Source organism: Mycoplasma sp. 10961 (assembly GCF_055523525.1).
This window is the reverse complement of the sequence record NZ_JBVFVD010000001.1, coordinates 42,657-69,394: the sequence shown is the minus strand read 5'-3', so window position 1 is coordinate 69,394 and position 26,738 is coordinate 42,657. Positions and strand designations below refer to the sequence as shown.

The window sequence follows — 26,738 nt, the reverse complement described above, 5'->3', positions numbered from 1 at the left end:
TACACTATATCACACTGTAGTGTCCAATTTAAATTTATTAAAATCACCAAAATTAACAAATCCGCTTATTCCACGCAATATTGCCTCCTATTTATATTATATTATTATACTGTAAAACATATTTTAAACAATATTATACTATAAAGCAAAAAGTTTATGTTTTTTGGAAAAGTCACTTGCGAGATATTAACAAAATAATTGCGTTTTAATTTTAACATAATTTTTAGATAAAAAAATGTATGCTAAAATAGAAAACACGGCAGTGTTTTCTCGTTGGTTTTGCTTACTTTTGCCAAAAGTAAGGCCCCTTTGATTGCAATCAAAGGCGGGGGATTAAAAAAAATTTTAGGTTATCTTATATTTCCGGACAACTTGCCGATAGTTATTTATTTTTTCCATCATATAATCAATTTCTTGCTGAGAGTATTTATCTAAGCTTTTTCCTTTGGGAATGTAATACCTAATTAAGCGGTGCATATTTTCTATTGAACCTTTTTGTCATGAACTATATGGTTGGCATTTAAATAATCTTTCAGTTGGAATTACCTGGTACAATAAGACATTTTCACTACCATTATCAACAGTTAAAGTTTTAATGTATAAGTTGTGTTTCTTGATTAGTTTGACAAGAGTTTGTTTGATAGCTTTGGAGTTGCGTTTTGAGAGCATAGCATAAGACATTCTGGTTTGCCGTTCAATTATCGTCACAATACAATATGTATCATTGATTTTACCAATAACGGTGTCTAATTCAAAATGACCATGTTCCAAGCGATCATTAATATAAGCTGGACGTTTTGAAATTTCTGTAGCATATTTTAATGTTTTAGGTTTGGTTTGTTTTTTCTTCCTTATGCCATATTTTCCTTCAGATTTTTTAACAATGTGGTCAAAATCAAGGAAATAAGGGTATTTTTTAATTATTTTATAAATTGTACTAGGTGAAGGAGCAAATTCATCAGGGGATAATTTTTTAAAAGAATTCACAAGATAGGTAACTGATTTCTTAACTTCTTTTTGCTGCAAATTATTTTTATTTCTATTTTTATTGTATGTATTAAGCTCACTATACCAATATTTTCTGTAGGTCTTTCATTTCTCTTTAATTGCATCACTTACAAAAAAGAGTCTCGAAAATGAATAACCTAATAAATGTTCGTATAGCTTGGTAAAATTAAGGGTTTTAACCCGCATTAATCTTTTTGAATACTTAGGACAAACATAACGATTTTGTTTATCTAAACTAAGTGGTCTGCGATTTGTAATAATTTGGATTTTGCTTTTTATACTTCGAATGTCTCTATCAAAAATCTTGGCTACTTCTTGGATTGAGAAGCCTTCAGAAAGTTCTTGTAAAATATTATAAAGTTGTTCTAGATCGATTTGATCTGATCGTAATTTTCGTTGTGTCCCAAGTGCTCTTGCATTTTCAAGATAGTGTTGTAATTCTCTTCAATTTTAAAATGTTGATATTTATTTTCTTTTCGATATTTGTCAAAAACACAAATATATTTTTCTAAATTTTTCATATAATTTTAAGGTCTCTTTATTTTTTGAAAAATTATTAATACAACTATTTTATTACAAGGCAGACAAAAACAATGTCACATGCAAAAAACTTGCATGTGACATTTCCATTTAATATAGTTTTCTTAAACTCTGGAAAAAAGTTTAACATTTAATAAATTAATTTGTTTTTATTACTTGTACCAATATACAACTTCAAAAATTACCCTTTTACAAAAAACTCCCCTGAGGGGAGTTTTTACTTATTCTCTGAAAACTGAACAGTAAAGTAATTTATTAAAATGTCATGAATACATTTAACTTTTAAACCTATCAATTTATTAGTAATGGTCAGCTGAATGTATTACTACACTTACACTTCCATCCTATCAACCTCGTAGTCTACAAGGAATTTCAAGGGAATACTTATCTTTGAGGAGGCTTCCCACTTAGATGCTTTCAGCGGTTATCCCTTCCGTACTTAGCTACCCAGCTATGCTCCTGGCGGAACAACTGGAACACCAGCGGTACGTCCACTCCGGTCCTCTCGTACTAAGAGCAGCTCTCATCAATATTCCAACGCCCACATCAGATAGGGACCGAACTGTCTCACGACGTTCTGAACCCAGCTCGCGTACCGCTTTAATTGGCGAACAGCCAAACCCTTGGAACCGACTCCAGCTCCAGGATGCGATGAGCCGACATCGAGGTGCCAAACCTTGCCGTCGATGTGATCTCTTGGGCAAGATAAGCCTGTTATCCCCAGGGTAACTTTTATCCGTTGAGCGACTGCCGTTCCATGACGTACAGCCGGATCACTAAGTCCTGCTTTCGCACCTGCTCGACTTGTAGGTCTCGCAGTCAAGCACACTTCTACCTTTGCGCTCTACATACGGTTTCTGACCGTATTGAGTGTACCTTTGAACGCCTCCGTTACCTTTTAGGAGGCGACCGCCCCAGTCAAACTACCCACCACGCACTGTCTCCCCGCCGGATAACGGCGGCAGGTTAGAAACTCAACATACCAAGGGTGGTATTTCAAGGTTGACTCCTTCAAGGCTAGCGCCTTGATCTCACTGTCTCCCACCTATCCTACACATGTTAGGCCAAGTTTCAATACGAAGTTGTAGTAAAGCTCCATGGGGTCTTTTCGTCTTGATGCGGGTACCCAGCGTTTTCACTGGGACCATAATTTCACCGAGTCCAATGTTGAGACAGTTGAGAGATCATTGCGCCTTTCGTGCAGGTCAGTATTTAGCCGACAAGGAATTTCGCTACCTTAGGACCGTTATAGTTACGGCCGCCGTTCACCCGGGCTTCATTTCAACGCTTCGCATTAAGCTAACGCATCCACTTAACCTTCGGGCACTGGGCAGGCTTCACCCCCTATACATCACCTTGCGGTTTAGCAGAGAGCTGTGTTTTTGATAAACAGTTGCCCCTCACAATTTACTGTGGCCAACGGTTTAATGTTGGCACCCCTTATCGCGAACTTACGGGGTTAATTTGCAGAGTTCCTTAACATTGGTTTTCTCGCTCGCCTTAGAATACTCATCTTGGGAACGTGTGTCCGTTCTCGGTACAGGTACCCTGTTATTTAAACGTTTAGAAGCTTTTCTTGGAAGTATGAAATCACACAATTCAGGCCAAAGCCTTATGCATCGTAGCTCCCGGTTGTAGAATACGCATTTAACTATATTCACCAGTCACTACTTACCCCTAAATCCATTAATAGGTAGTGTTATCCTTCTCCGTCACTCCATCACTATAACAAGGCAGTACAGGAATATTAACCTGTTATCCATCAGATACGCTTTTCAGCCTCTCCTTAGGTCCTGACTAACCCTGGGTGGACGAACCTTCCCCAGGAAACCTTTCCCAATAGGCGTCGTAGATTCTCACTACGAATCGTTACTCATACCGGCATTCTCACTTCTTAACGCTCCACCAGTCCTCACGGTCTGACTTCGTTGCATTAAGAACGCTCCTCTAACGTACTTTCGTACCCGTGGCTTCGGTATTATGTTTTACTCCCGTTACATTATTGGCGCAAGATCTCTTGACTAGTGAGCTATTACGCACTCTTTAAAGGGTGGCTGCTTCTAAGCCAACCTCCTAGTTGTTTATGAAATCTCACAACCTTTCTGACTTAACATAATTTTGGGACCTTAGCCGACGATCTGGGTTGTTGCCCTCGCGAGCCGGGACGTTAGCACCCCGGTTCCGACTGCATGACAATACACAATGGTATTCGGAGTTTGATTATAGTCAGTACCGCTAGGCGCGGCCATTCCATATTCAGTGCTCTACCACCAAAGTTTAACATCACACGCTAGCCCTAAAGCTATTTCGAGGAGAACCAGCTATCTCCAAGTTCGATTGGAATTTCTCCGCTATTCACAAGTCATCCGGGCACTTTTCAGCGTACTACGGTTCGGCCCTCCACTTGGTATTACCCAAGCTTCAGCCTGCTCATGAATAGATCACCTGGTTTCGGGTATATGTCAACATACTAAACGCCCTATTAAGACTCGATTTCTCTACGGCTCCGCTTTTTTCCGCTTAACCTCGCATGTTAACATAACTCGCCGGTCCATACTGCAAGATGTACGCCATCAGCCATTAACGGCCTCTGACTAATTGTAAGTAAGTGGTTTCAGAATCTATTTCACTCCCCTCCCGGGGTTCTTTTCACCTTTCCCTCACGGTACTAGTTCACTATCGGTGTCTGGTTAGTATTTAGCCTTACCGGATGGTCCCGGTAGATTCAGACAGGGTTTCACGTGCCCCGCCCTACTCAGGATGCTATCAAAAGTTTTTGCTATTTCGCATACGGGAGTATCACCCTCTATGCTAAAGTTTCCCAACTTTTTCTGCTATAACAAAAATTTGTAACTTTATGTAGATAGTCCTACAACCCCACCCTAAGGTGGTTTGGGCTCTTCCACTTTCGCTCGCCGCTACTAATGGAATCATATTTTATTTTCTTTTCCTGTTGCTACTAAGATGTTTCAGTTCACAACGTGTCTCGCAATCAAGACTATTTTATTCATCTTGAAGCAGTTAGACATTACTCTAACTAGGTTTCCCCATTCGGAAATCCCCGTATCGTAGCTCATATCCAGCTCCACGAGGCTTATCGCAGGTAATCACGTCCTTCATCGACTTCCAGACCCAAGGCATCCACCACTCACTCTTACTTATTTAAAAGTTCAATATTTACCTATTGTTGTTGATGTATTCAAAGACATTTTAATAAATTATTTATAAAATAATTACTCGGTTATCCAAAACAAATTGACTAATTTATTTTTTGATGTCGTTGTTATATTAATTTATCTTTACTATTCAGTTTTCAAAGAACAAAATGAGAGAAGTTCTCTCAAAACTAGATATACATGTTGGGTTATCTCAACCATGACATTAAATAAGAAATGATAACCATATCATAAATTGGTAATTGTTACTAAAATGAATTGTAACTTAATGTACTCCGTAGAAAGGAGGTAATCCATCCCCACGTTCTCGTAGGGATACCTTGTTACGACTTCACCCCAGTCACCGGCCCTGCCTTAGGCAGTTGTCTCCGTAGTTAACAAAACCGACTTCGGGCATTACCAGCTCCCATGGTGTGACGGGCGGTGTGTACAAGACCCGAGAACGTATTCACCGTAGCGTAGCTGATCTACGATTACTAGCGATTCCGACTTCATGTAGTCGAGTTGCAGACTACAATCCGAACTGAGAATAGTTTTTTGAGATTTGCTTGATGTCACCATTTTGCGTCTCTTTGTACTATCCATTGTAGCACGTGTGTTGCCCCACTCGTAAGAGGCATGATGATTTGACGTCGTCCCCACCTTCCTCCCAATTACTCGGGCAGTCTCCCTAGAAAATTAACTAAGGATAAGGGTTGCGCTCGTTGCAGGACTTAACCGAACATCTCACGACACGAGCTGACGACAACCATGCACCATCTGTCATTCTGTTAGCCTCCACTATATCTCTATAGCTTTGCAGAAGATGTCAAGAGTGGGTAAGGTTCTACGCGTATCTTCAAATTAAACCACATGCTCCACCGCTTGTGCGGATCCCCGTCAATTCCTTTAAGTTTCACTCTTGCGAGCATACTACTCAGGCGGATGATTTAATGCGTTAGCTGCGCCAATAGATTTTCTATCAGCTAATCATCATCGTTTACAGCGTGGACTACCAGGGTATCTAATCCTGTTTGCTCCCCACGCTTTCGTCTCTCAGTGTCAATATGTGCCCAGTTAGCTGCCTTCGCCAAATTGGTGTTCTTCCTAATATCTACGCATTTCACCGCTTCACTAGGAATTCCGCTAACCTCTACACAATTCTAGCATGCCAGTATCCAACGCAATTTGGGGTTGAGCCCCAAGTTTTCACGCCAGACTTAACATACAACCTACAGACGCTTTACGCCCAATAATTCCGGATAACGCTTGCAACCTATGTATTACCGCGGCTGCTGGCACATAGTTAGCCGTTGCTTTCTGACAAGGTACCGTCAAGACACTAGCATTTCCTCTAATGCTTTTTCTTCCCTTATAACAGCAGTTTACAACCCGAAGGCCGTCATCCTGCACGCTGTGTCGCTCCATCAGACTTTCGTCCATTGTGGAAAATTCCCTACTGCTGCCTCCCGTAGGAGTCTGGGCCGTATCTCAGTCCCAGTGTGGCGGATCAGTCTCTCAACCCCGCTAAACATCATCGCCTTGGTAAGCCATTACCTTACCAACTAGCTAATGTTCCGCACCCCAATCTCTTAGTGAAGCTTTAAGGCTCCTTTTATATATAATTCATGCGAACTATATAAGTATCCGGTATTAGCGATAATTTCTCACCGTTATCCCAATCTAAGAGGTATGTTAAGTACGTGTTACTCACCCATTCGCCGCTAAGTTCTAAAAGAACTCCGCTCGACATGCATGTATTAGGCACACAGCCAGCGTTCATCCTGAGCCAGGATCAAACTCTCGAAAAAATTGACTGTCATGTTTTGTGTGTATATCTAGTTTTCAAAGAACTTCATGCTGCTTTTTCAAAAAGCGCAAGATAATTATAGTACAAAAAAATAAAAACCAAAATATTTTTTTATTTTTTTGTTGGGTTGTTTTTTTTAGTGATATTTAAAAAATATAATAATTCATTGAATTGTTATAAAAACCAAAAAATTTTTAATATAATCGAACTATATATATTGTTTTATTATTAAGATAATTAATTATGAATAATAATTTAATAAATCTTTAAATTAAATAAATTTACTTTTTTAATTTTGTTTTGTTTATTTATTAATCCTTTTTTATACAAAGTTAATAAAACAGCATTAAATTGTGTGTTATTGGAACTAACATAAAACTTATCTCTTGAATCAGGGTTAATAATCTTGTTTTTTACTTCTTCAACTCTAGCACCAATTGCACTATCAATTGGCCCTGTCATTCCTGCATCTGTTATATAAAGTGTTCCGTGTGGAAGCAAATGATCATCATTTGTTTGAACGTGTGTATGAGTTCCTAAAACTGCATCAACCTTCCCATCAACATGTAACGCAAAAATATATTTTTCACTTGTGGTTTCGCCGTGAAAATCAATTATATGAAAATCTGACGGTTGCGCTTCATATAATAATTCATCCACAGCAGTAATAAAATTACTGGCACTATTTTCAAGCCATGGATGTCTTAGTTCGTTAAAAGTCTGCCCCATCATTGAAGTAATTCTTAAAGTAAATCCTTTAACATTTACTATTTGGCTGCCAAGTCCTGGATATTTGCTAATCACATTATACGGCCTAACTATATTGCTATTATTTATAATATTATATATATCTAAATTAGCTCAAACATGATTACCCATAGTAAAAAAATCAACACCAGTTTTACAAAGGCGGTTATAGTCATTTTCGTTAAGTCCTTTGCGACCTGTGATATTCTCTCCTTGCGCTATAACATAATCCACATTATGTTGTTTTTTTATTTTGTGTAAATATTTTTCAACGGTAACAATTCCTGGCAAACCAAAAATATCCCCAATAAATAAGACCTTAAGACTTTTCTTTTTTTTCATGTTAATAATCATAATACAATTAAATAAAAATAAAAAAGAGAATTTCTCTTTTTTATTTATCTGCTTTGATTTGTTCTAAAGAAGCAAGTATTTTATCCATTATTTCTTGATTTTCTTTAATATAGTCTTTAGCATTTTTCTTACCTTGGGCCACGTTATTGCCTTCATAACTATACCAAGCACCTTTTTTGTCGAAAATTTTATTATCAACAGCAATATCTACTAATTCACCATATTTATCAATTCCCTCATTAAAGGAAAGTTCTGTTTGAGCACTTTTATATGGTGGAGCTAATTTATTTTTAATAATCTTAAATTTCACTTCATTACCTGAGATTTCTTTGTCTCCTGAAATTTGTGTTCCTTTACGTACTTCAATTCGAATGCTTGCATAAAACTTTAATGCTCTTCCGCCTGGTGTGGTTTCTGGATTTCCAAAAATTACCCCTACTTTTTCTCTAAGTTGATTAATAAAAATAATTGTTGTTTTATTTTTGTTTAAATTACCAGTAATTTTTCGCAATGCTTTAGACATTAAACGGGCTTGTGCACCAATTTGTTGATCATTCATTTCCCCGTTTAATTCAGCAAGTGGGACTAAAGCCGCAACACTATCAACGACTATAAGATCTATATTTCCAAGCCTTGCTAAAATATCAACAATTTCTAAGGCTTGTTCACCGGAATCGGGTTGGGATAAAATTAAATTATCAGTATTTACACCAAGTTTACTCGCAAACACTGCATCAATTGAATGTTCTGCATCAATGAAGGCAGCAATTCCACCACGCTTTTGCACCTCTGCAATTGCATGTAATGATAAAGTAGTTTTTCCCGAACCTTCTGGTCCATAAATTTCAATAATTCGCCCTTTAGGATAGCCACCAATTCCTAAAATTTTATCAAGGATGTAACTACCACTATGGAATGTATCAACAGTAATATCGTTGACATCACCAAGAAGCATAATTGATTCTTTTCCAAATTTCTTTTCAATTTGTGTAATTGCTGTTTTTATAATTGATTTGTTTAAGTTTGTTGTTTCTTCGGCCATTTTTCCTCCGAAGTATCGTTAAATTTATGTATTACGTAAAACCAAAAAAGAACAAATTAAATTTTAAAATTTGTTTTAGCAACTTTCCATAAGGCAAGATCCCCATGATTTTTTTTAAACTCTAATACTTTTTCTTTCACCGCTTTGCTCGCTCCAAAGGGAAAAGCAAAATTTCAACCCTTATTTTGCTTTTCCATATATTCTAAAAGGTAATAACGAGCCAAAATAGATGCACAGGCCACTGACAAATATTTTTGTTCAGCTTTTTGAGTTAAATATATTTGATTATATTTATTATATAAGTTTTTAAAATCATCAATAAAACTAAACCGCTGAGCATAACGATGAATTGATTTAGTTGTCGAGTATTGATCAACCACAATTTCTTTATTTACAATTTGATATTTTTTTTCAAAATTTAAAATTGCATTGGTATGAATAAAAAATTTAAGTTCATTAGCATTAAATTTTTTAGTAACCATTGTGTTATAACCTTGTTGTGATAAAACATAGAAAGAGTGTGGCACTTTTAATTTTAATTCCTTGCCTATTTCTTTTATTTTTCTATTTGTTAGTAACTTGGAATCTTTAACTCCAAGTTCTTTTGCTCATTGATGCATTTCCTGCGGCAAAAAAGCACAGCAAGCAACTAAAGGAGTAAAGTAATCCCCTACTCCAGTTTCATCAATACCTAAAATATTAGAAGATAAAATTTCTTCATTTAATTGAAGAAATTTCACTACTCTTCCTCAAATTGTCTAATTCTTTTTCTTTTTTCTGTTGCTTTTTGAATTTCTGCTTCTGGGTTATCTAAAAACTTGTTGATGTATCACCCAACCCCACCATCTTTATTTGTTTTATTAATTCTAACATTCGCATATCTTTTAACATCTTTTGATGCATTTCCCATAGCAACTGAGACATTGGCTATTTTAAACATCGGAACATCATTAAATCCATCTCCAAGAGCAACAATGTTTTCTGTTTTTATATCATAATACCTAGTTAAAACACTTAATGCCTTTCCTTTATTAGCCACAATATTAGTAATATCAAAGACCGGGCTTAAACCTTCTCCTTTTGATCAATATGAAAATTCAGCTAAATCACCATATCTTGCTTTAAGATAACATCTTAAAGCTTCAACATCTGTGTCTTTTCGTACATCAAATAAAATACCTGTAGGCATTAAAGGAATTTTATAAAAATCTAAACCAAACTTTAATTTTGGTGCTGATGAAAAACCAAAAACTTTCTCTAAATCTTCATCACGTTTTTCTAGCTGCACTCAGTCAGGTCCTTCAATTGCAATGTTAGTAATTTCTTTTTGGACTTTTTCATCACCTAAAATATATAAAGCTTCATTTAGGTTTAAATATTTAATATGTGGAATAAAAGATTTATCACAAGGATTATGGATGTGAGCTCCATTAAAGTTAGAAACAACAGTGTCCAGCCCTAAAGTTTCATAGATACGTTGTGTACTTCTTCATGGTCTTCCGGTTAAAATACATACAATATGACCTTCATTTTTAGCTCTTTTAATAGCAGCCATTGTTAAGTCATGTATTTCCCCAGTAGCACTTGAAAAAAGTGTTGTGCCATCTAAATCTATGGCAAATAAATATTTTTCTTTTTGCATAATTTTCTCCAAAGATAAATAACCACCCATTACAATTAAGCAATAAGGTGTTTGCTATATTATAGCATAATATATAAAAAACATTTAGTTAAACTTAAAAAAGCGACATTTGATCTCTTTCGCTTAGTCCCTCTAAAACCCCTAGGCGATCAATCTCCGCAAATAACGTTGCATTAACTCCACTACGCTTTTTAAAATCTTCCTTGGTTTGGAATTGCATTTGATCTCTAGCTTGTACTATTTTTTTAGCTACTGATTCTCCTAATCCCTTAATTGCACTAAAAGGTGCAATTAAGGAATTTTTTTCATAATCAATTACTCATTCGGATTCTAAAGATTTATTTAAATCAATATTTAAAAATCCGTATCCTCTTGCATACATTTCCCTTGCTATTTCAAGAGTAACGTATAGGTTGCGCTCATTAACTGTTTTTTCTTTTTTGCCTCTTAATTCATCAATTTTGTGAAGCACTTTATATTGTTCGCCTAAAATTTCAATATCAAATTCACTAAGTCTCGTTGTAAAGAATGTTGCATAATATTCTAATGGTTTATAAAGTTTAAACCATGCTATTCTCCAAGCCATCAAAACATAGGCAGTTGCATGTGCTCTTGGGAACATATATTTAATTAAATTCATACTTTTAATAGATCATTCAGGAATATTTTTACTTCGCAATAATTCTTCGTCCGCGCTACTTAACCCCTTACCTTTACGTACATTTTCCATAATATTAAATGAATCTAAGTTTGAAACACCGTGTTTGATTAAAAAATACATAATATCGTCACGACATGAAATAACATCTGAAAGTTTCATTTTCTCTTTTGTAATTAATTCTTCCGCATTACCACTTCAAACATCTGTACCGTGTGACAGGCCAGAAATAGCAATTAAATCAGCAAAACTTTGTGGCTTAGCTTGTATTAACATTCTACGCACAAAATCAGTGCCAAATTCTGGAATTCCATGTGCTCCAGTTTTCTCACCTCCAATATCTTCAGGTCCAATATTTAATTCCTTTGGTGATGTAAATAATGACATAACTTTTGGATCTTTTGATGGAATATCTTTTTTAACATCTAAACCGGTTAATCTTTCAAGCATTCGAATTGCAGTAGGATCAACGTGTCCAAGTAAATCCAATTTTAAAACATTATCATGAATTGCATGGAAATCAAAATGCGTTGTTTTCCAATCGCTATCTTCATCATTAGCCGGAAAGTTAATAGGGGTAAAATCTTCAACATCTAACTCTTTAGGAATAATAATAATCCCACCAGGGTGTTGACCTGTTGTTCGTTTTACATCAATTATTTTTGAAGAAACATAATCGATGTAATCAGGTGTATAATTCCAATTATAATCCTCCACTGCTGCCTTAACATATCCATAGGCAGTTTTTTCTTGAATACTTGAAATAGTTCCAGCTCTAAAAGTACTATTTTTGCCAAATAAATTTCTTACTTCAGCATGGATAATAGGTTGATAATCTCCTGAAAAGTTTAAATCAATATCAGGCACTTTATCAGCATTAAAGCCTAAAAATGTTTCAAAAGGTATTGAATGGCCATCTTTACCTAATAAAGTATTACAATTAGGGCAATTCTTATCATCTAAATCAAATCCAGATGATGTAGGCGGATTATCTACCATTTCAAAATATTTGCAATTAGCACAAATATAGTGAGGTTCAAGGGGATTAATCTCAGTTATACCTGATAAAGTAGCAACTAGCGAAGACCCAACTGAACCTCGACTTCCAACTAAATACCCATCATCATTTGATTTCTTTACTAAAATATGTGATATTCAATAAATAACATGAAATCCATATTTAATAATTGGATCTAGTTCCTTATTAATTCTTTGTAAAATTACCTCTGGTAAATCTTCGCCGTATTTTTCTTTAGCAGTTTGAAATACTAACTCTGGTAATTTTTCTTTTGAATTGTCAAATGTAGGAGTATATAACTTATCTTTAATTACTTGAATATTATCTTCAATTAATGAATCCAAGTAATTAGTATTTTTAACTACTATTTCATCAATTAAGTTTACATTTTCTAAAAAAGCAAATTTATCTTTCATTTCTTCAGTAGTTAAATAGCTTAGATCTGGTATTTCCAGTTTATATGCATCTTTATAACTAAATAAAAAGTGTGGGGTTCCTCCAATGCCTTTAGAATAAACTAATGATTTGTAAAAAGTTTTATCTTCTGTATTTTCAAATCTAACGTCACCTATTGCAATTAATGTTTTATTTTTTGCTTTTGTTTTATTAACCAAATCTTTCAGTAAGAAATTAATATCATCTTTTGAATATCCGCCAATTGAAGTTTTATGTAAAAAAGCATCAGGATGTGGCAATTCAATATAATCAAATTTTTCAATTAATTTATTTATTTCTGAATCTGATGAATATAATAAGGAATCAATTAAAGGGCTTTTTAGACCCCCAGACCCATATAGTAAATTATTTGTTCTAGGCAAGTCGTCTCAAAATAATTTAGGACCATTAAAGTGCCTTTCAGTTGAAGCAAGTGAAACAAGTTTAAATAATTCTTTTAAACCCGCTTGATTTTTCGCTATTACACTTATCTGGCTATTACTCGTATTTATTTTTTTAAAATATTCAAAGCCATTTGGTAAATAATTATTTAAGGATACAAAATCATAAATACCTTGATTTTTTAGTTTTTCAAAAGCTTTTATTAAAGAATTAGCTAATACATATGCATCATAATCGGCGCGGTGGGCCACATCAGAGTCATAATCAATACCCATGGCACTTGCAAAATCTCCAAGGCGGTGCTTTTTATTATCAGGTGACACACATCTTGAAATCATTAATGAATCAAGATACACAGTTTGAGGCGGCTCAATATTAGACTCAATGAATTTTTGAACAATAAAATTCATATCAAATTTTGCATTATGTGCAATTGCTGTTTTATTATTCAAAATTTTATAAATTTTTGCAAGAGCTTCATCAAGTTCTAAACCTTGTTTCTTTAAAATCTCATCAGTGATCTTAGTTAATTCAATAGTAAATTCACTAAGTTTTTGTTTTGCTTTAATAAAGAATTGAATCTCTTCAACAATGCTACCTTTTTCTATAATAGTTGCACCAAATTCAATTATTTCTCCTAATTTTGGGGAAAGGTTTGTTGTTTCGATATCAAAAACAACATATGTTTCATCCATAATATTTTTATTATCAAATTCAGTTAAAAATATCATATTGTTTTTAGAAATGACATCAAAAGAAACACCATAAATTGGCTTAATCCCTGCTTTTTTTGCGGCTAATGCAAACTTTGGATAAGCTTGACAGCTTGTTGAATCTAAAATTGCAACTGATTTATGTCCATATTTTTTAGCAATTTGTACAATTTGTTCAGCATCTAAAAGTCCATCCATTGCATTCATTTTGCTTTTAATATTGAATTCAATTCGCTTTTCAATATCTAAATCTTCTTTGAAATTTTCTTGATTCTTTTCAATTACTTCAATTTTATCAACTCTAACATTTTTTGATTTTTGAAATGAATTTGAATTATTGTTTTTTAAATTATAAATTCCCTGTACTTTTACATTATTTCCCACACTTATTAATTCAGGATTTTCTTCATTAGTTACAAAGTGAACTAATGAAGTAGCATCCTTTTCATTAGTAATTTTATATTTGTGGATTCTAGTTCCATTTCTTTCGTATAACTCATTTTTATAAATTGTTCCAGTAAATGTAACTGGTAAATTATCAAAATCATTATAGTCTTTAAGTTGATCTAACTCAATTAATCTGTAAGAGCGATTAAAATTGTTACTAAATTTATTTCGGGCATTTTTTTGAAATTCTTGTATATTTGTACCTTGTTTCACAAATAAATCAAATTGTGAATTAATATAATCTTGATTAGTTTGAATATTTAGTTTTAAATCAAATTTGTCAAATAAAATTTCTACTTGCACGTTGCCCAGGCCAAAACGTGGAAAATTATTATTTAAAAAACTAACAGCATTTTTATATTCCAATTCATATTCACGATTCGTATATTTTAAAACTCATTTACTTTTATCATGACTATAATAAATATCATTTTGTTTATTAATTAATGGGTGAATATTTTTAAAATTGGCAAAAGCACCAAGAAAATGATAAATATAATCACGAAAAATCTCTTGCTCTTGATAGTAGTTTTGGACTTCATATGTTAGAGACGAAAATAAATGTCTGTTTTGTTCAATATGATAAACAAATTGCAAGAACTCTCGTATATCAGGAACTCTTTTCAGTAAAATCTTACCAGCTATTAATCCATTATCATTTCTAGCATCAATAATTGAGACATCTTCTAAAGTTATTAAAAAAGGTAATTTAATACCTTTGGCCAATTTATCAAATGCTCTATCACTATAATTCATAAAACCTCCTATAAAATCGCTGCTAAAATAAATAACAGTACAAATACAAATGCGATACTATCAATTCGATCTAACATTCCACCATGTCCTTTTAAAATCTTAGAAAAATCTTTAAGATCTAAGCGACGTTTTAAGTATGAAAAATATAAATCACCAGTTAATCCAAAAGCTGGTGCAAAGATAATAAAGTTTGCAATTCCAAGAATTTTAAGATGAAAGCCAGTTGTTTTATAAATAAATATTAGTCTACTAATTAAATCATTTGAAGAAGTATTTTCATTATTTTTGAAGATAAAATAGTAAAAAATTGAAAATGCAAAAATGGTAAATATCCCTGATAGGATTCCAGCAATTGCCCCTTCAATTGTTTTATTTGGGCTAATTGCTGGAGCAAGTTTTTTAACAAAGAATTTTCTTCCAAAGAACATGCCGCCAAAAAAACCTCCTATATCATGAGCAGCTGGCACTATAATACAAAGTAAAATATAATAAAGTCCATCTGGTATAAGATGTAATAATAGGTAAGTTCTAAATAATATCCATATAACTAAATAACTTGCTATAAATAATAAAATATTCTTAAAATAGTTTTTATATAATATTTGGTTAGGTGTTCTTTTTAATACTAATATTTTTATTAGTGGATATGAGAATAATGGTAATAATAAAATCAAAACAAGTAATGGAAAAAATCTAAAATCAAGGAAAAACAAATAAGGTAAAAAATCTATTGCAATATATTCTCCAATAATCTTGCCTTCTCCTTTTGCGGCATAATAATGAACGCCTCAAATAGGCAATGCAATTGCCATAAATAAAGCTTGAAATAATGCTGCTTTTTTATCTTGTATAAAACCATTGGCAAGTTCATAACAAACTCAATAGCCCACACTTGTTATCAGTAAAATTGCAAGTATATATAGAGGAATATATATATTATCCTGTAAACTGTTCCCAGCCAAATAAAATACATAATGGTTAAAACCTAATAAAAAGATTAAGAAAATAAGCATTATAATCGCTGGAATAATGCGAGTGTTAATTAATTTTTTTTTACTTTCACTTGTTCAATTCATACTAATATTATAATAAAAAAATAAAATAACTTTGTGAATAGTTATAATTATGAATAAATATTTGGACTATTCAACACAATCCATTAAAAAAACATCTTGCTTAAAGCAAGATGTTTTAAATATTAACTATTTTTCTAAGTTATAAAATGATTTAGCACCTTGGAATTCTGCTGATGAGCATAATTCTTGTTCAATTGCTAATAAGCGGTTGTACTTAGCAATACGGTCTGTTCTTGACATTGAACCTGTTTTAATTTGACCAGCATTCATAGCTACTGCAATATCTGCAATAGTAGTGTCTTCTGTTTCTCCTGAACGGTGTGAAACAACCGCTGTCATGTTTGCTTTTTGAGCCATTTGAATTGCATCAAAGGTTTCAGTTAATGAACCAATTTGGTTTACTTTAATTAAAATTGAGTTCATTGATTTTTCTTCAATAGCACGTTTTAAGATTGCTGTATTTGTAACTGTTAAGTCATCACCAACGATTTGAACCTTGTGACCAACTTCTTTTGTGAATTTTTTAAAGCCTTCTCAATCACTTTCTGCAAAACCATCTTCGATTGAAATAATTGGGTATTTATTGATTAATCCTTTAAGGTATGTAATCATTTCGTCAGTAGTGTAAGATAGTTTAACATCTTTAAGTGATTCAAATCCTGGTTGTTTGGTTTCGATAGCTTTCTTTAATTTACCAAAAGTATAAACACCATTTTCATATAATTCACTTGATGCACAGTCCATTGCAATTGCAACAGCTTTTTCACCTGAAGTAGCTGGTAAATAACCAGATACTTTAATAGCTTCAACTAAGAAATCTAAAGCTTCTTCATGTGATTTGAAGTTTGGAGCAAACCCACCTTCATCACCAACTTGAACACCGTGTCCATTTTTTTTAAGTAATTTAGCTAAATTGTGGAATACAAAGTTAGCCATTTGTAATGATTCTCTAAGTGAGTTAGCTCCAACTGGCATAATCATGAATTCTTGAAAATCAATTGTGTTTGAAGCATGTTCTCCACCATTGATAACATTTAACATTGGAACTGGTAATTGGTGTGCATTAAACCCACCTAAGTATTTGTATAATGGTAAATCTAATTCATGAGCTGCTGCACGAGCTACGGCTAATGAAACTCCTAAAATAGCATTAGCACCTAATTTAGATTTTGTAGGTGTCCCATCTAATGAGATCATTAATTGGTCAATTTTACGTTGTTGAGTAACTTCATATCCAACAACTGCTGGTGCAATAATGTTATTAACATTGTCAACTGCTAGCATAACACCTTTACCACCAAATCAGTTGTTTTCGTATTTTGATCCTTTATCTCTTAATTCAAGAGCTTCCCTAGATCCTGTTGATGCTCCTGAAGGAACCATAGCAGATCCGTATCCACCTAATTGTGTATAAACCTCTACTTGCACAGTAGGATTTCCACGTGAATCTAACACTTCACGTGCATGAATTTTTTTAATTGCTGACATTTTTCTCCTTGCTTATATTTAGTGTATTTATATATTATTGTTTGATTTGCTCAATTATACAATAAAACTAGTTATTTTATATAAATCTAATTAAATAATATTGATAATAGGCGGTGGAATATTTTCTGTTAAAATTAATTATTATATGTTAAAGGAAACAATATGAATAAAATTGAGAAGTTAATTAAAGAATTGTGTCCAGGTGGTGTAGAATATAAAAAACTTTCTAATTTGGGCCAATTCTTTGGTGGATTAACAGGTAAATCTAAAAATGATTTTACTGATGGGAATTGTAATTTTATAACATATATGAATGTTTTTAAAAATCCTTCTGTACGGCTAGATTTACCCGATAAAGTAAAAATATTCCCAAATGAAAAACAAAGAAAATTAGAATATATGGATGTTATATTTACTGGTTCTTCAGAAAATCCTGATGAGTGTGCTATGTCGTCAGTAGTTACTGAAGAGCCAAATACAAATTATTATTTAAATAGTTTTTGTTTTATTTGAAGAATTGAAAACAAAACAATCTTTAACCCTCATTTTTTAAAACATTTGTTTAGATCAGACAATTTAAGAAGACAATTGTCAAAAACAGCTTCTGGAGTAACAAGATATAATGTTTCTAAAAAACTAATGGCAAATATAAATATTCCCCTCCCGCCCCGCGCGGTCCAAGATGAAATTGTTAAAATTCTTGATAATTTCACAGAACTTACAACAGAACTTACAACAGAACTTAAATACCGTAAGCAACAATATGACTATTACCGGGATAAATTATTAACTTTTGATGATTCAAAAGTTAATATTGAGTATAAAAGAATTGATCAATTATTTAAACTAAGTAAAGGAATCGTTATCTCTAAAGATTATATTAGAGATAACCCAGGAGAATATCCAGTATATTCATCACAAACTGAAAATAATGGGGAACTTGGTAAAATTAATAAATATCAATACGATGGAGAATATATTACTTGGACCACAGACGGAGCACATGCTGGAACTGTATTTTATCGTAATGGTAAATTTAATATTACTAATATTTGTGGATTATTAGATCTTAAAACAAATGATAATATAAAATACCTATATTATGCATTATCCATTCGTACAAAAGAACACGTAAATATCGGAATGGGTAATGCCAAACTTATGAGTAATGTTATGGCTGGTATTAAAATTCCCCTTCCACCCCTTCCAGTCCAAAACCGCATTGCAGAAGTCTTAGACAACTTTGAGCAAATTTGTCATGATCTCAAAATTGGATTGCCTTCTGAAATATCTTTAAGACAAAAACAATATAAATATTATAGAGATCTCTTATTATCATTTAATATTAATGATATTGAGAGAGAGAGAGAGAGAGAAGATAATTCAGGATTAACCAAATTATTTGAATATGTCTTTGGTTTTGAACTCGTTAGTTTTGGGTATGGGGTTAAATACCAAAAACTTAGTGATGTTGCAAAAGTATCAAAAGGAAAGCAGCTTAATAAAACTTTATTAAGTACAAGCGGATATCCAGTTATAAATGGTGGTGTAAATCCTACTGGTTATTGACATGAATATAATTTTAATAAAAATAAAATCACTATAGCTCAAGGTGGATCAGCAGGGTTTGTTCAATGACAAAACTCAAAGTTTTGAGCAGGTGCACATTTATACGTAATCCAAGAATGTAGTGATATTCTTAATTATAAATATTTATATTATGTAATTAAGAATAATCAAGATAAGTTAATGGAAGCAAAATATGGTACAACTATTCCATCCTTATCGATGGAAGTTGTCAATAATCTTATTATTCCTATCCCTCCCCTTCAACTCCAAAACAAAATTGTTGAGATTCTAGATAATTTCTCTGACTTAACAAACGATTTAACTAAGGGCTTACCAGCTGAAATAAATCTTAGACAAAAACAATATGAATATTATAGGGATAGATTATTGAATTTTAAAGAAGTAAAATAGCACCTTTTATCCCTGAATCCTAATTGTTAACTAAAGATATAGACCAAATTAATGAAAGTTATAATATATCTAGGTTTAACGAGAATTATTTTAAGGGTATTAACTTAGTCTATAACCAATTTGTCAAAATAACCAATATTTATGAATTTAAGAATATTATCATTGATAGATGAAAAGAACTTTACAACAAAACTGATGTAAATATGACTGATACAGAAATAAAAGAAATGTTTGAACAAATATATTTAAAAAATGAAGATATTAAAGCCGGACAGAAAAGTTAACATGTAAATGTTAGCTTTTCTGTTACCATTCGTTGGTACCAACGAAGAATTTTTTGAAAGGATAAATTATGTCAAGACATTTAAAGAAAGAAGAATTTGCAAAAATATATGAAGAATATCAAAAATCAGGTTTCCCAGGTGCTTTCCAAGCTATTTACCAAATATCACCAGAAACAAAAAACTTACAAAGAAATAGTGTAAAAGTTAGAATTAATAAAATAATTAAGCATTATAATTTAGGTATGGAAGACTTATTGCAGACAAAGAAAGGTGAAAGCCGTAAAAAAGGATGCGGCAAACCTAAGACGAAAAGAGAACCAAATTGAGATATTTTTGATCGTGATGATTTGTTGCAAATAGCTAAAAGATATTATGAAATTACCAACGAATTACCTAAAAGTAAGAAAGTTATTGAATCTAAAAGTTTTAGTATAAGTTATGTTAAGCTTGCAGAAGTTTTTGGCATTTCTAGACAAACAATTTCAAAAACTCAAAATATTAAAATTGCACAAAAACTCCCTAAATATAGTGATGTAATCGAAAAATCGTTCGCAGAAACAAAGTCAAGATATGGAAGGTTAAAACTAAGTGTTTACATATCTAAAAAATACAAAATAGATATAAACGAACGTTCATTAGGGAGATATATGAACCTTTTAGGCCTAAAATGTAAGCTTAGACAAAAATCAAAACGAAAAGAAATTAAAAACCTATCTACTCAGATTGATAACTTCGTAAATCGTGATTATAATGATCAAAACAATCGAAATATTTATGCAACTGATGTTTCATATATAAAAGCGCCAAAAGATGTGTTAGAATCACACGTTTATTTGTCTGCAATTTTGTCTCATAAAACTAAACAAATTATTGGTTTTAAATTATCAAAAAGTAATAATCTAGAACTAGTTTTAGACAATTTAAATTCATTAAAGCAATACAAATCCAAAAATTTTATCATTCACTCAGATCATGGCTTTCAATATACACATCATCAATATATTAAAGAAGTTAAAAATCTTGGTGGGATTATTTCGTTATCAAGAGTGGGAAATTCTCTTGATAATCGAGAAATTGAATATTGGTTTGGAATCATTAAAACTGAATTATTAAATGATTTAGATTACTCAAAAATAACATTTAATGAACTTAATGATATGATACAAGAATATGTAATTTGGTACAACAATGACCGAATTCAATCAAACTTAAACTGAAAAACTCCACAGCAATTTGCTATGGAATTATAAATAACTAAAATGTTAAATTTTGCTGTCCATGTTTATATAACAAATCTATTAAATAATAATGATTTATATATTATTGAAAATAAACATGACATTAATGAGGAATGGTGAGCCTCAAAAATTGTTCCATTTTATACTAATGATAATATATTAATCAATGTGATTCAAGATAGCCGTTCTTCAGAATTTCCTGATTCTATGACTGGAATTACTTCATGGGCTGTTTTTAAAATTGCTAAAAAGAAAAATGTTACGTTTAATACTCCAATCAAATATAATAAAGATTCATACGACCCATTTGAATACATTAAAACAATGACCAAATGATATGATAAAGAATTTATTAAAAATAAAACAAAATAAAAAAATTCTTTATCTCAACAAACAAAGTTTATTAGATAATACAATACATAATCTAATAGTAAATATCTTTATTAGATTATCATCATACTAATGCACCTGAATCAATTGCCTAAATTATGTAAGTTTTATTTACATCTGTTGCTGGTAGTCTTTTATGGTATTGTTACTATAATAATATAAACCTCTAATATACCCAAGAATTGAAATAATATTATTAAAATTAATTTGAAAAACTCATTTGCACTACAAAAGCGACATGAGTTTTTATAATTCTATAAACAACAAAATACTTATATGAATAATATAACTTTCAATAAAATTGCCTGTTTCTGCGGCATTTATAGATTTCATAATAATCCCTTTAGAAAAAATAAAAAAACCAAAAAAAATAAAAACTTTTTAAATTATAATTAATATTAGATTTTTAAGAAATGGAGGTTAATTAATGGATAGTTATAAAACATTATATCGCAAATATCGTCCTAAAACTTTTGACCAAGTTGTAGGTCAAGAACACGTTGTACAAAGTTTAAAAAATGCTCTTACGACAGGTAAAATAGCCCATGCTTATTTATTTTGTGGTCCAAAAGGAACTGGAAAAACTTCATTGGCAAAAATCTTTGCTTCTGTTTTAAATTGTTTACATAGCGGTAACCCAACCAAGGCTTGCGATTTATGCCTAATTGATAGTGATCGCAGTTTTGACATTATTGAAATGGATGCTGCTTCAAATAATGGTGTTGATGAAATAAGACTATTAAAAGATAAAATTGAACAATCACCAATTAATTCAAAATATAAAATTTATATTATTGATGAAGTACATATGCTTACTAAATTTGCATTTAATGCTTTATTAAAAACACTTGAAGAACCTCCGCACCATAGCATTTTTATCTTAGCTACAACCGATCCTCAAAAAATACCTTTAACAATTCTTTCAAGGGTCCAAAGATACAATTTTAAACGCATGAGTGATTCAAACATTATATCTCACTTAAAAGATGTTTTAGACAATGAAAAAATAAGTTATGAAGAAGATTCGTTAAAAATGATTGCTCTTTTAGCTACTGGTGGCATGCGGGATGCTTTATCAATCGCAGATCAAGCAAGTTCTTTTAATGATAACCACATTAGTCAAGTTGCGCTTGAATCTAATTTTGGACTTTCATCCATTGATAATTACATAACCTTGCTTAATGCTATTTTAAAACATGATTTAAATAATCTTATTAGTTTACTTAATGAATTTAACAATAATGGTTCAGATGCTTCTTATCTCGTTCGTGCATTAATGAATATTTCTAAAGAATGATTGTTATACTACAAAACAAAAGATGAAGGTTTTTTAGCTTGAGCCTCTAAAACTCAAATACTTAACATTACATTAGATTCAAAAAATGCAGTTATTTTATATGATCATTTTTATAAATTACTAGTAAATTTACAAAATCACGAAAATCCATATGAATTATTACAAATTGAATTTATTTCATTAATGGATAATTTAAATCCAAACACAACTATAATTCCAGAAGTCGCCTCTAAAGCTGATCTACCGCCTAAAGAAGTAATAAAACCAAAATTAGAACCTGCTATAGAACATAATACAAAATCTGACCACCAAGACTTTTTTGCACAGGTAAGTGGAGATAATTACTTTAACGATAAATTTATTTTTAGAAAACTAGACTTAGGACAAGAAACAAAAACAATCACTCCTGAATCGCAATCTATAATTAATGATGTTTTAGAAGAGCTAAATAATCAAAAAAATAATTCAACAAATTTTAAACCTTCAAATCCAATAATCTATGATGAGACAACTTATAATGATATTGTTAATGTTTTTCTGTATGCTCAATTTGAAAAACATCAACAAAAACAGGATTACACACAAAAATATACTAAATTAAAACAAGATGCAGAAATGATCTCTACAGTAGTAAATCAAGAGTTTTACGAACAAAAAAACTTACTTAAAAATGCGACTATTTGGGTTGCTAGTAAAAATGCAATTGTCTTTTTTGTTCAAGATGAATCATCTTACCTTGAGAAACTACGTTTACAAAGTAAAGATCATAATATGCAATATTACATTTCTGAAATATTACAAGACACATTTAAAAAACTATATTTCTTAAATTCTTCAGATAAAAGTATTATAATTAAAAAAATTAATGCACTAAAAGGGGCTGATGGCAAAATTAAATTACCAACTAGTTTAAAAGAGCCTCAACCAGAAATTTATATTAACCCAAGGAAATAAAAAGGAATAAATATGAACCCAGAATTATTAAAGAAATTTAAAAACTTACAAAAAGAATTAGAAGACAAACAAGCACAGTTAGCAACAAAAGAGTTTGTTATTGAAAAACAAGGAATTAAAATAACTGCATTTGGAAATAACGAAATTAAAAATATTGAATTAGATGATATGTTAATTGATCCAGATGATAAGGAATTACTTCAAGATCTTCTTGTTGTTGCACTTAATGAATTAATGGATGAAATTAAAAAACAACAAGATGATATGACTCCAGCAATGCCTGGCGGCTTTCCATTTTAATAATGTTTCATTCAGAAAAAATTACTGATACACTTCTTAAATTAACAAAACTTCCTGGAATTAGTAAAAAAACTGCCGAAAGAATTATTTACTGAATTTTAGAATCTTCTGAACAAGATGTTAATTTATTAGCAAACTCATTAAAATCATTAAAATATGATGTTGTTTATTGCAAAATGTGCACTGCACCATTATTTGATAAACAATCTTGCGAAATTTGTAATAGTAATGATAGGGAAAATAAATTACTTATTGTTGAATCATTGCAAATTATGCAAAAAATTGAAAAAGCAAAGTTTTATAAAGGCAAATATTTTGTATTTCGTAAAAAGTTGCTTTCAGAATACATTATTAAAAAAGAACAAAATTTAATTAATGAATTAGTCGAATATTCACAAAACTTTGATGAAATCATCCTTGGACTTTCTCCCAATATGGATGGTGAAATCACCAAACATGTGCTAAAGAACTTTATTGAACCTGTGAATCAAAAAATAACTGAACTAGCTGTGGGTTTACCAGTTGGTTCTTCAGTTGATTATATTGATGAATTAACCTTGAAATTATCTTTAGCAAATCGTAAAAAAACAATTGAATAAAGGAATAAGATATGTTTATTACATTTGAAGGTTTAGATGGTAGTGGTAAAACTACAGTGCTTAAAGAATTCTCTAAAAAACTTAGAGAATTCTTTCCAACTAAAGAAATAATAGAAACAAGGGAACCAGGTGGCAAAGATCTTGTAGTTGCAGAAAAACTCCGTGAAATTATATTAGATCCAAGCAGTGATCTATCTCCTGTGGTTGAGGCTATGCTTTATTCAACAAGTCGCAGAATTCACTTAGAAAAAGTTGTTTGGCCTTCTTTAGAACAAGGTAAAATAGTTGTTTGTGACCGTTACATTGATAGTTTTTATGCATATCAAGGTTTTGCACGCGATTTAGGGTATCAATTTACCAAGGATTTAACAAATCTTATAATCAATAAGTCAATTCCTGATATTACAATTTTTTTAGATATAACTCCTGAGGACGCTAAAAAACGTAGAGATAGCTCAAGACTTTTTGAAGATCGCTTAGAAAATGAAAAACTGGAATTTCATCATAAAGTTGATCAAGGATTTAAACACTTAATTAATGAAGATCCAAAGCGTTTTGTAGTGGTAAATGGGTTGAACTCTCCTGAAGAAGTTTGTGATGAAATTTTTGAAAAACTTAACAAGAATCAAAAGTTCCTTGATTTTATCAACAATTAATTATGCAAAATATTTATCAAAAAATTAATAAACTTATAACACAAAATAAACTAGCACACTTATACATATTTGATACTAAGAAAATCTTTAATACAAAAGTGCAAATTGCAAAGCTTATTTTTATATTAAATGACCAGGAATTACCTGATACAAATCTAGAAAACTTGGATCTACAGTCTTTATTCCCGAATATTTACTATTTAGATGGAAGTATTGAAAAACTAAAAAAAGATACAATAGAATCTTTTTTTAATAATTTGATACTTAATAACATTGATTCAAAATATAAATATAAAATAGCTATTATTGAAAACTTAGAAAATACTCAAAAAGAGTCATTAAATAAGATTTTAAAAGAAATTGAAGAGCCTTCTGACAATATTGTTTTTTTTCTTTTTTCCAAAAAACCAAAAGAACTATTACCAACAATTTTATCAAGGGCACAATTGCTTCAATTAGAAACTGATAATGATGAAATATATACTAATGATGGTTTTAGTGTAATTGCAAAATCTTTTTCAAATTATGATCAAAAATTAATCCATGAATATAGTTCACAAGACTATAAAGATTTATTTTTAAAATACATTAAAACACTTAAAAATATTATTAAAAATAAATCTAAATTTAGTTTGCTATATTTAGATTTAAATGAAGATTTATCCAAAGAAAACCATAATAAAAATAAATTTATTTTAAATATTTTAAAGTATGTAATTTTAGGAATTCAAGACAACTCTAACTTTAATAAAAACAAATATATTATGCAACTAAACAATTTAAAAAAAGATTTGTGAAATTCATATCCAAGGGTTGGTAATTGAATTAAAGATATAAATAACTTCTTTCAATCTTTAAAACTAAATGCTAATTTTAAAATTCAGAAACAAGTTTTATTATTAAAATTAGGAGAAGTAAATGTCTAAGATTTATATTGTGGGCACTCCCATTGGTAATTTAAATGACATAACATTAAGAGCCCTTGAGACATTAAAATTTGTTGATGTAATTGCTTGCGAAGATACAAGAGTCACACAAAAATTACTCGATAAGTTTCAAATAACTAATAAAAAATTAATTATTAATAATGCTTTTACAGAATCCAAATCTGTGACAAAAATAGTTAAATTAGTTCAAGATGGCAAAAATGTAGCAATTGTTTCTGATGCAGGAATGCCAGCAGTTTCTGACCCAGGTTTTAGTATTATTACATTTGCAAGAGATGAAAATATTCCTGTAGAATTTATTCCAGGTGTAAGTGCTCCAATCTTAGCTTTTGTCGGTTCAGGTTTTAGTAATACTTTTACTTTTTTAGGTTTTGTCAAAGATAAAACTACCCAAAGAATTAAGGATTTTCAAACTTCAATTAAAGAGTTTAATCATACCTATATTTACTTTGTTTCGCCTCATAAATTATTAAACGTATTACAAGATCTTTATGCTGTCTTTAACGATTCAATTAAAGTATCTTTAGCTAAAGAACTAACAAAAATTCACGAAAATTGATTTATTGATAACCCCTCTAATTTAATTAAATATTTATCTAGTCTAGAGACAATTAAAGGTGAATTTACTATGTGCATAATGTTACCCAAAGATAAACATAAAAAAATAAATAAGTATCAACACTTTTCAAAGCACAAAAATTAATTAAACTAAGAAAAATATTTAGATAACTTAAAACCTAGCAGAAAAGGATTTTCTGCTAGGTTTTATTATTTGTAAAATTTAAATACTATTTAATAACAA

General features: G+C 31.1%; 19 protein-coding genes and 2 rRNA genes. 10 read left to right on the top strand and 11 right to left on the bottom strand.

Annotated features, from left to right (window positions below; all coding sequences use genetic code 4):
* Window positions 1-345: 345 nt before the first annotated feature.
* The 11 genes from AC0B4T_RS00310 to eno form a co-directional block, all read right to left on the bottom strand.
* Window positions 346-1,194, bottom strand: a complete 849-nt coding sequence (locus AC0B4T_RS00310; protein WP_465102657.1) for an IS30 family transposase — start codon at window positions 1,192-1,194, stop codon at window positions 346-348.
* Window positions 1,195-1,373: 179 nt separating this feature from the next.
* The gene (locus AC0B4T_RS00305; RefSeq protein ID WP_465102656.1) at window positions 1,374-1,529 is read right to left on the bottom strand and encodes a hypothetical protein; all 156 of its coding nucleotides are present in this window, start codon (window positions 1,527-1,529) and stop codon (window positions 1,374-1,376) included.
* A 297-nt stretch (window positions 1,530-1,826) separates the two neighbouring features.
* A 23S ribosomal RNA gene (locus tag AC0B4T_RS00300) occupies window positions 1,827-4,716 on the bottom strand.
* Window positions 4,717-5,005: 289 nt separating this feature from the next.
* Window positions 5,006-6,514 (bottom strand): 16S ribosomal RNA (locus AC0B4T_RS00295).
* The 16S and 23S rRNA genes sit together here, the layout of an rRNA operon.
* 254 nt (window positions 6,515-6,768) lie before the next feature.
* Window positions 6,769-7,602 (bottom strand): TIGR00282 family metallophosphoesterase, encoded by an 834-nt coding sequence (locus tag AC0B4T_RS00290; protein WP_465102655.1) that lies wholly within the window; start codon window positions 7,600-7,602, stop codon window positions 6,769-6,771.
* A gap of 52 nt (window positions 7,603-7,654) precedes the next feature.
* Complete coding sequence (gene recA / locus AC0B4T_RS00285; RefSeq protein ID WP_465101973.1) at window positions 7,655-8,656, bottom strand: recombinase RecA; 1,002 nt, start codon at window positions 8,654-8,656, stop codon at window positions 7,655-7,657.
* 56 nt (window positions 8,657-8,712) lie between these two features.
* Window positions 8,713-9,396: a ribonuclease HIII gene (locus tag AC0B4T_RS00280; protein ID WP_465102654.1), complete on the bottom strand. Its 684-nt coding sequence runs from the start codon at window positions 9,394-9,396 to the stop codon at window positions 8,713-8,715.
* Window positions 9,396-10,298 (bottom strand): Cof-type HAD-IIB family hydrolase, encoded by a 903-nt coding sequence (locus tag AC0B4T_RS00275; protein WP_465101975.1) that lies wholly within the window; start codon window positions 10,296-10,298, stop codon window positions 9,396-9,398. The genes AC0B4T_RS00280 and AC0B4T_RS00275 overlap by 1 nt, the downstream gene beginning before the upstream one ends.
* A gap of 94 nt (window positions 10,299-10,392) precedes the next feature.
* Window positions 10,393-14,727 carry a PolC-type DNA polymerase III gene (locus AC0B4T_RS00270; protein ID WP_465102653.1) on the bottom strand — a complete coding sequence of 1,445 codons (4,335 nt, stop codon included), beginning with the start codon at window positions 14,725-14,727 and terminating at the stop codon, window positions 10,393-10,395.
* A gap of 8 nt (window positions 14,728-14,735) precedes the next feature.
* Entirely contained in the window at window positions 14,736-15,803 is a 1,068-nt protein-coding gene (locus AC0B4T_RS00265; protein WP_465102652.1) for a phosphatidate cytidylyltransferase, read from the bottom strand.
* Window positions 15,804-15,929: 126 nt separating this feature from the next.
* Window positions 15,930-17,291 (bottom strand): phosphopyruvate hydratase, encoded by a 1,362-nt coding sequence (gene eno / locus AC0B4T_RS00260; RefSeq protein ID WP_465102651.1) that lies wholly within the window; start codon window positions 17,289-17,291, stop codon window positions 15,930-15,932.
* 162 nt (window positions 17,292-17,453) lie between these two features.
* Here eno and AC0B4T_RS00255 point away from each other — a divergent pair, with 162 nt between their 5' ends.
* The 10 genes from AC0B4T_RS00255 (at window position 17,454) to rsmI (ending at window position 26,639) form a co-directional block, all read left to right on the top strand.
* Entirely contained in the window at window positions 17,454-19,271 is a 1,818-nt protein-coding gene (locus AC0B4T_RS00255) for a restriction endonuclease subunit S (RefSeq protein WP_465102650.1), read from the top strand.
* 23 nt (window positions 19,272-19,294) lie between these two features.
* Window positions 19,295-19,555 (top strand): hypothetical protein, encoded by a 261-nt coding sequence (locus AC0B4T_RS00250; RefSeq protein ID WP_465102649.1) that lies wholly within the window; start codon window positions 19,295-19,297, stop codon window positions 19,553-19,555.
* A 68-nt stretch (window positions 19,556-19,623) separates the two neighbouring features.
* Window positions 19,624-20,805 (top strand): IS3 family transposase, encoded by a 1,182-nt coding sequence (locus AC0B4T_RS00245; RefSeq protein ID WP_465102648.1) that lies wholly within the window; start codon window positions 19,624-19,626, stop codon window positions 20,803-20,805.
* A 9-nt stretch (window positions 20,806-20,814) separates the two neighbouring features.
* Window positions 20,815-21,165 carry a hypothetical protein gene (locus AC0B4T_RS00240; RefSeq protein WP_465102647.1) on the top strand — a complete coding sequence of 117 codons (351 nt, stop codon included), beginning with the start codon at window positions 20,815-20,817 and terminating at the stop codon, window positions 21,163-21,165.
* Between the two features lie 445 nt (window positions 21,166-21,610).
* Window positions 21,611-23,434, top strand: a complete 1,824-nt coding sequence (gene dnaX / locus AC0B4T_RS00235; protein WP_465102646.1) for a DNA polymerase III subunit gamma/tau — start codon at window positions 21,611-21,613, stop codon at window positions 23,432-23,434.
* Between the two features lie 12 nt (window positions 23,435-23,446).
* The gene (locus AC0B4T_RS00230) at window positions 23,447-23,734 is read left to right on the top strand and encodes a YbaB/EbfC family nucleoid-associated protein (protein WP_465102645.1); all 288 of its coding nucleotides are present in this window, start codon (window positions 23,447-23,449) and stop codon (window positions 23,732-23,734) included.
* Window positions 23,735-23,736: 2 nt separating this feature from the next.
* Window positions 23,737-24,333, top strand: a complete 597-nt coding sequence (locus AC0B4T_RS00225; protein ID WP_465102644.1) for a hypothetical protein — start codon at window positions 23,737-23,739, stop codon at window positions 24,331-24,333.
* An 11-nt stretch (window positions 24,334-24,344) separates the two neighbouring features.
* Complete coding sequence (gene tmk, locus AC0B4T_RS00220; RefSeq protein WP_465102643.1) at window positions 24,345-24,989, top strand: dTMP kinase; 645 nt, start codon at window positions 24,345-24,347, stop codon at window positions 24,987-24,989.
* A gap of 2 nt (window positions 24,990-24,991) precedes the next feature.
* Entirely contained in the window at window positions 24,992-25,915 is a 924-nt protein-coding gene (locus tag AC0B4T_RS00215) for a hypothetical protein (RefSeq protein ID WP_465102642.1), read from the top strand.
* Window positions 25,908-26,639: a 16S rRNA (cytidine(1402)-2'-O)-methyltransferase gene (gene rsmI, locus AC0B4T_RS00210; protein ID WP_465102641.1), complete on the top strand. Its 732-nt coding sequence runs from the start codon at window positions 25,908-25,910 to the stop codon at window positions 26,637-26,639. The genes AC0B4T_RS00215 and rsmI overlap by 8 nt, the downstream gene beginning before the upstream one ends.
* Window positions 26,640-26,738 lie beyond the last annotated feature (99 nt).